Source organism: Bacillus glycinifermentans (assembly GCF_001042475.2).
GTDB classification, from domain to species: Bacteria; Bacillota; Bacilli; order Bacillales; family Bacillaceae; genus Bacillus; species Bacillus glycinifermentans.
The window spans coordinates 20,907-27,399 of the sequence record NZ_LECW02000007.1 but is presented as its reverse complement, the minus strand read 5'-3'; the positions used below and the strand labels follow the sequence as shown (position 1 = coordinate 27,399).

The 6,493-nt window shown below is 44.6% G+C and carries 5 protein-coding genes, 2 tRNA genes and 1 rRNA gene; 5 read left to right on the top strand and 3 right to left on the bottom strand.

Going from position 1 to position 6,493, the window contains the following annotated elements:
* The first annotated feature begins 94 nt into the window (after positions 1 to 94).
* The 3 genes from rrf to AB447_RS07495 all read left to right on the top strand — a co-directional run bounded on the left by rrf (position 95) and on the right by AB447_RS07495 (position 405).
* Positions 95 to 210, top strand: a 5S ribosomal RNA gene (rrf, locus tag AB447_RS07505).
* Between the two features lie 45 nt (positions 211 to 255).
* Positions 256 to 330 (top strand) — tRNA-Asn (locus AB447_RS07500).
* Between the two features lie 2 nt (positions 331 to 332).
* Positions 333 to 405 (top strand) — tRNA-Thr (locus AB447_RS07495).
* 188 nt (positions 406 to 593) lie between these two features.
* Here AB447_RS07495 and AB447_RS07490 read toward each other — a convergent pair.
* Positions 594 to 1,769, bottom strand: coding sequence for a serine hydrolase domain-containing protein (locus AB447_RS07490; protein ID WP_048355518.1), 1,176 nt, complete (start codon positions 1,767 to 1,769; stop codon positions 594 to 596).
* 157 nt (positions 1,770 to 1,926) lie between these two features.
* Here AB447_RS07490 and AB447_RS07485 point away from each other — a divergent pair, with 157 nt between their 5' ends.
* Both AB447_RS07485 and AB447_RS07480 read left to right on the top strand, forming a co-directional pair.
* Positions 1,927 to 2,151 carry a WYL domain-containing protein gene (locus AB447_RS07485; RefSeq protein ID WP_048355519.1) on the top strand — a complete coding sequence of 75 codons (225 nt, stop codon included), beginning with the start codon at positions 1,927 to 1,929 and terminating at the stop codon, positions 2,149 to 2,151.
* 106 nt (positions 2,152 to 2,257) lie between these two features.
* Positions 2,258 to 3,235 carry a bile acid:sodium symporter family protein gene (locus tag AB447_RS07480; protein ID WP_048355520.1) on the top strand — a complete coding sequence of 326 codons (978 nt, stop codon included), beginning with the start codon at positions 2,258 to 2,260 and terminating at the stop codon, positions 3,233 to 3,235.
* Between the two features lie 96 nt (positions 3,236 to 3,331).
* On the opposite strand, the gene AB447_RS07475 is transcribed toward AB447_RS07480, so the two are convergent.
* Together AB447_RS07475 and AB447_RS07470 are read right to left on the bottom strand one after the other, a co-directional pair.
* Complete coding sequence (locus tag AB447_RS07475; protein ID WP_048355521.1) at positions 3,332 to 4,561, bottom strand: exo-beta-N-acetylmuramidase NamZ family protein; 1,230 nt, start codon at positions 4,559 to 4,561, stop codon at positions 3,332 to 3,334.
* Positions 4,558 to 6,492: a glycoside hydrolase family 3 protein gene (locus tag AB447_RS07470; protein ID WP_048355522.1), complete on the bottom strand. Its 1,935-nt coding sequence runs from the start codon at positions 6,490 to 6,492 to the stop codon at positions 4,558 to 4,560. Before AB447_RS07470 ends, AB447_RS07475 begins: the two co-directional genes overlap by 4 nt.
* Position 6,493 lies beyond the last annotated feature (1 nt).

The following is a 6,493-nucleotide window of genomic DNA, read 5'->3' as shown; positions in this document are numbered from 1 at the left end:
GAATATCTCTTAAGAAGCCAAAGGCAAGGAAACTCGGCTAAAGGCCCTCACATCCTGTGAGGAACGCCCAGTACCTTCGTCCTGAAGGCATATGTTTGGTGGCGATGGCGAAGAGGTCACACCCGTTCCCATGCCGAACACGGAAGTTAAGCTCTTCAGCGCCGATGGTAGTTGGGGGTTTCCCCCTGCGAGAGTAGGACGCCGCCAAGCTGTTTATTTATATCTTTACCTTGCATGAAATGAAGCTTATTTTATTCCGCAGTAGCTCAGTGGTAGAGCAATCGGCTGTTAACCGATCGGTCGTAGGTTCGAATCCTACCTGCGGAGCCAATGCTTCCATAGCTCAGCAGGTAGAGCACTTCCATGGTAAGGAAGAGGTCAGCGGTTCGAGCCCGCTTGGAAGCTTAAGTGAATATGTTGATATGACAAGGTTTCTCCAATTAAGGGGAAAGCTTTTTTTGTTTTTAACGGTATTTTTAAAGCAGGCATTATGCCTGCTTATTTTTGTTTTTTGACGGTTACTTAAAAGACACTTTCCATCTCTATCTTAAACAAACGTTTGTTTAAACAGAGTGAAAGTGTCTCCTGCTTTATCATTCAGATGCGTTCAAAATAGAGAAGATCCGGTTATTAACGACGCCAAATGATTTAATGTTGTTTTGTATATTTGAAAAGAGAATTACATATTTGCTCCCTGTTTTGCTAAAGCTGTTTAAAATATTGTAACCTGGCATTACGCCGTGGTTTGAGTAGCTTCCGGGAGAAATATAAAAGCCCATGCCGTATGTTGCCTGATTGGGTGTAAACATTTTTGTAAAACTTTGATCAGAAATAATTTTTCTTTCTAAGAGCGCTTTATCGAATAAATACATATCGTATGCCGTCATATAGATATCCCCTGCTCCGTACAGCTGTGATAAATCGGGCATATCGGGAGTATACAGCTTTTTAAAAGCATTCAGCTTATAGCCTGTTGACGGTTGGGATTGCTTTGCAAACGTTTTGTAAAACCCTGCGTGTTTCATGCCCGCAGGTTTAAAGATATGGTTTGTAACATATGTGCTTAAAGATTCACCGCTCAGCTTCGTTACGATGTATGCCAGTACGGAATAGTTGGAGTCTTTGTAATCCCATTTTCCTGGAGCATTTTTAATTCCTTGAGCTTCGATATCTTTTAAAAGATTGTCCGGTGTAATATAACCGCTGCCCTCGTTGTGTCCTTTTATCCCTGATGTATGAGTCAGGAGATTGTAAAGGGTAATATTCGTGCCGTTTGGAAAATCAGGAATATATGTAGAAACCGGATCGCTTACTGACAGCAGACCTCTTTCTTCAAGTTGGAGAATGGAAGCGGCGATGATCGCTTTTTGCGATGAACCGACATAATAGACGGTTTCGGGTGTATTCGGCACTTTTTTCTTGCGGTTTGCATATGAGTAGCCTTTGCTTGTGACGATTTTTCCTTCGTTCACAATCAATGCCGTCCCGCTGAATCCAATATTTTTTAAATAATCATCCAGTTGTTTATTATCGTTTTTCGTGACAATTTCGCTTTGTTTTTTTTCTTTTTTCACTTTCGGTTTTTTTTTCTTTTCCGGCTTTATTTGTTTCTCGGTTGCTTGCGACTGTTTTTCATAATGATCGCTTGGCATCTTCGGAAAAGCGATGTAAATGATTGCGCAAACAAGAATGAAAGCAGACAATAAAAGCCTTTTATTACGCCGTTTTTTTCTTTTGTATACTCTTGTTCTTTTGTATATTCTGGACATGGCTGGGCTCCTTCTAATAAATGTCACGTATTTACTGACGCATCATCCCCTTAAAAAGTTTCTTCCAATAATAAATGATTTTATACATTGTTTATTTTTCTACTTGAAAAAGAACGTGTGTTCGTATAGAATGATGGTATGCGAAAGGAGCGAGAGGATGAAAAAGCTGCTGAATCGTGCTATGGCAGAGGGTTTCCCCGTTGAGATCATTTACATGAAGAAACATGAGTTTTCTAAGCGGACGATATTAGTCAGTGACATCAAAAATGGGTATGTTAAAGCGTTTTGTTTTCAGAAACAACAAGTCAGACTGTTTAAGGTCGATTCGATTTTGGCAGTTTTCCCTATTAAAAAAAGAATGCATTCAGCTCATCACGCTTAAAATAGGCTTTCCCCGGACACCCACTTCTTTTTACCTTCCTGTTTTGACATCCGTCTTTTGCTATAATGAACGTATGATCATTTAAAGAGAGCGGGCGTTTGCATCTATGCTTCAGACAATAAATAAAACACTTGGAAAAATAATGCCTTTGCTGACGCCTGCAAGCGTCGTTTGCGGGGTATTGCTTTCAGAACAATTACATGGATTTGCTGCATTTGTACCATGGATTTTTGCTTTTATGACCTTTGCTGGAAGCTTGAGCGCCAACTTTCAGTCGCTGAAAGCTGCGGTGGTTCACCCGTTGCCGATGCTGCTGGCTTTATTTGTTTTACATTTGTTTATGCCGGTATTGGCATGGGGGACTGGACATATTGTATTCAACGGGGATTCGTTGACGATTACGGGGCTCATTCTCGGGGTTGTGATTCCAACCGGCATCACAAGCATGATTTGGGCTGCCATGTATAAAGGAAATATTGGGTTAACACTTTCGGTCATTTTGATTGATACGATTCTTTCGCCTTTTGTCGTACCATTTAGTCTGTCCATTCTGGCAGGAGCTCAGGTCGAAATGGATATAGCGGGGATGATGAAGGGGCTGTTTGGGATGGTTGTAATCCCTTCGCTGTTAGGCATGCTGGTCAACCAGTTTGCTGCACCAGACAGAACGGCGCGTTTGAGCGCGAATTGTGCTCCGTTCTCAAAAATGGGATTGGCCGTTGTGGTGGCCATTAACAGCTCAGTTGTCGCTCCTTATTTAAGAACGGTCGATTTAAGGTTTGTTACGATAGCCGTAACGGTGTTTTTAGTGGCTTTTACCGGTTATATGACGGCTTGGCTGCTAGGCAGAATGCTGAAGCGGCCTCACGAAGAAATCGTTTCTTTAATCTTTACGGGAGGAATGCGAAATATTAGCGCAGGGGCCGTTTTGGCAACCAGCTTTTTTCCGGCACAGGTAGCGGTGCCTGTTGTGATCGGCATGCTGTTTCAGCAAATCCTGGCTGCGTTGTTTGGGCATTTGCTGGCCAAAAGCGAGTTGAAAAGGGCGTGTCAGTTGGAGAATAAAACAAGCCTGCCTTCTTAAAAGGCAGGGCATTGTTCGAATCAAATTTGTCACGCAATACGTATGCGAGATGTCTATCCTTATATCATACATGAGTTAAAACCGCGTCTGCTTTTCTTAATATAACAGGTATTTCTTTCTAATGTTCATAAACCGCTTCTGTTCACCTTCATATCTTTTGACGATGTCTTCTGCTGAAGCTCCTTTTTCAATCATTGTTTTGACCCAGCTGTTGCCGATCAGCAGATTGAAGTTGTTGGAAGAAAGAAATTGAAAGCCATCCGGATAAAGGTCATGGATCGTTTTGATGATCGAAATGCCGGTTTTCACCGGCTGAAAAGCGGACCGGTTTGTCACATAGAGCTCCACCCCGTGGCACAATTTGTTTTGGTGTTTTGAAAAGGTCGGTGTAAATGAAGCCGCTCTGAATCGGACGCCGGACAGTTTTAAGCTGTTTAATTTCTCGGCGAGCTCCGTGCTTTTGATGTAAGGTGCACCGATTAACTCAAACGGTTTGGTCGTTCCCCTGCCTTCGGAAATATTTGTTCCTTCAATTAAGCCCATGCCGGGATAGACTGTGGCAGTATCAACTGTCGGCATGTTTGGTGATGGAAGGACGAAAGGAAGCCCGGTATCTTCAAAAGACATTCGCCGTTTCCAGCCTTTCATTTTGACGACGGTCAGGTCGGCGCCGATGTTAAATTCCTCATTAAACAGCTGTGCGAGTTCCCCTGCCGTCATGCCGTGTATTAACGGAATCGGGTATCTTCCGACAAAAGATGAATAGTTTGGATCAAGAACCGGTCCTTCCACTTTTATTCCTCCCAGCGGGTTCGGCCGGTCCAAAACGATAAATGGAATGTCATTTTCTTTTGCCGCTTCCATGGCATATGCCATTGTATAAATGTACGTATAGAAACGGGTTCCGACATCTTGGATATCGAACAGGAGAACGTCAACATTCTTCAGCATCTCAGGCGTCGGTTTTTTCGTATTGCCGTAAAGGCTGTAGACGGGAAGCCCGGTTTTTTCATCGATATACGAGTCGACTTTGTCCCCTGCCTGAGCGTCGCCCCGCACGCCGTGTTCCGGTCCGAAAAGCGCAGTAAGCTCAATGTCCGGATCCTGATGGAGCAGATCGATGCTGCTGTTCAGTTTGGCGTCCACCCCTGTAGGATTTGTGATCAGGCCGACTTTTTTTCCTTTTAACATGTTTTTCTTATTCATCAGCACTTCTATTCCTGGAGAGACCTTTGCTTTCTTTTCTTTTTCAGGGTGGGCAGATGCTGCCGTCAATGTACTGAGAACTATGACGCCTGCGAGCAGCCAGGACGCTTTTTTCATCATTGCAATCCCTCCTGTTTCAGCGGTTTGCCGTTTTTGATGTTCAATCCATATCCATATTCGTAAAGGGTGTTTCCCGGCTTCGTTACGGAAGGGATATCAACGGGCAAGGTTCCTTTAGGCCTCGCTTTTCCAAAAATGACTTCTACACCCGCCGGAATGTTTGGCTGTCTGAAACGTCCGTTTGTGTAGCCTTTAAATCCGTATACAGCAATGACTGCTTTTGCTTCTTCAAAATTCGCTGTGTCATATGGATTGCGGAGACTCATTAAGGCAAACTTTTTCTGTTTTGCCTGGGCATACAGCATAGCAGCCCGCGGAAAAGCGGTGGCCCATTTGCTTGAGTCTTGAATGGTATCGTCGATCACTCCGTCGTTTACAACCGGATCGTTTTTGACCACATATGAGCCGGTAACGATATAGTCAGCCTCATCGATCAGCTTTTGAACATCCTGATTAAAAACCTTCTCAGCAAATTGATATTCCTTCACGACCGCCGTTTTCTTTATTCTCCTGACCGTTTTGGACATCGCTTTTGTTTGGTCTTCGTATGGTGCCAGGATAAGGATGGTGTCCCCTTTTTTCGGTTTAAACGGGAGTGTGCGGTCATCGTTTTTTAAGACGGTTACGCCTTCTTTCGCCATTTTCATTTCTGCTTTGGCATGCTTATGGTTTCCGACCGTTTTTAAGGCGTGCTTTATTTTTTTCTGCAATGATCCAGAAGAGTTATCGTCAAGAATGCCGCGCTTGCTCTTTAAAGAAAGGATCCGTTCTACTGATCGGTTAATTTGTTCAATGGGGATATTTCCCTGACGGACTGCTTTCAGAAGGGCTTCATATACGTTTGCCAGATTTTTCTCTGTTTCCAGTGACGTCACTTCTGCAGGCATGAGCGCAATGTCCACGCCTGCTTTCACAGCCATGACGACGGCTTCCTCACGGCCGAAGTTGTCGGAGATGGCTTTCATGTTTAAAGCGTCTGTCACTACGACACCGTCAAATCCGAGGTTTTTTCGCAGAAGGTCTGTCATCACTTTTTTGGACAGTGTTGCCGGGACCATAATATCCTGGCCGTCCTTTTTGCTTTTATATGTCGTATCGTCGATTGCCGGGAACTGGACATGAGCCGTCATGATCATATCGATGCCTGCATCGATCGCTTGTTTAAATGGATAAAGTTCAACGCGTTTGAGCCGTTCTTGATCATGCGGTACAAGCGGGAGGCCGTAATGGCTGTCGACCGACGTATCTCCGTGGCCGGGAAAATGCTTCGCTGTAGCAGCGATGTTTTCTTTTTGAAGCCCCTTCATGGCCTGAATGCCGAGCCCGGCTGCGAGTTCCGGTTTGGAGCTGTAGGAGCGGACGCCGATCACAGGGTTGCCGGGATTGTTGTTGACGTCAAGAACAGGACTGAAATTAACGTTGATTCCTAATGCAGCTAGTTCTTTTCCGATGATGTTTCCTGACCGGTAAGCATTTTTCGCGCTTTTTGAAGCGCCGATGGCCATATTGCCCGGCAGGTTTGTACCCGATTCAAGTCTTGTGACGATACCGCCTTCCTGATCAATCGTGATAAAGAGCGGAATGCCGCGGCTTGCTTTTTGCAGACCGTCGGTTAAACGAACCGTTTGCTCCGTGCCTGTGACATTTTCGGCAAAAAGAATCACTCCGCCAAGATGATACTTTTGGATGATGCCGGCTATTTCATTATTCATTTCCGTCAATCCTTTGGCGCTTGAATCCTCTTTCTTCTTCCAATTTCTAAAATCCGGCATGAGCATTTGCCCGATTTTTTCTTCAAGCGTCATGCTGTTGACCAGCTGTTTGACGCTATGTCCGGGGGGATGTTTTGCCTCGGCTGTGCGCGTATCGGGATGTATAACTGCAGATGCCAGCAACACGGCGATCAGTGCGTATCGAAAAAATCCTTTCATA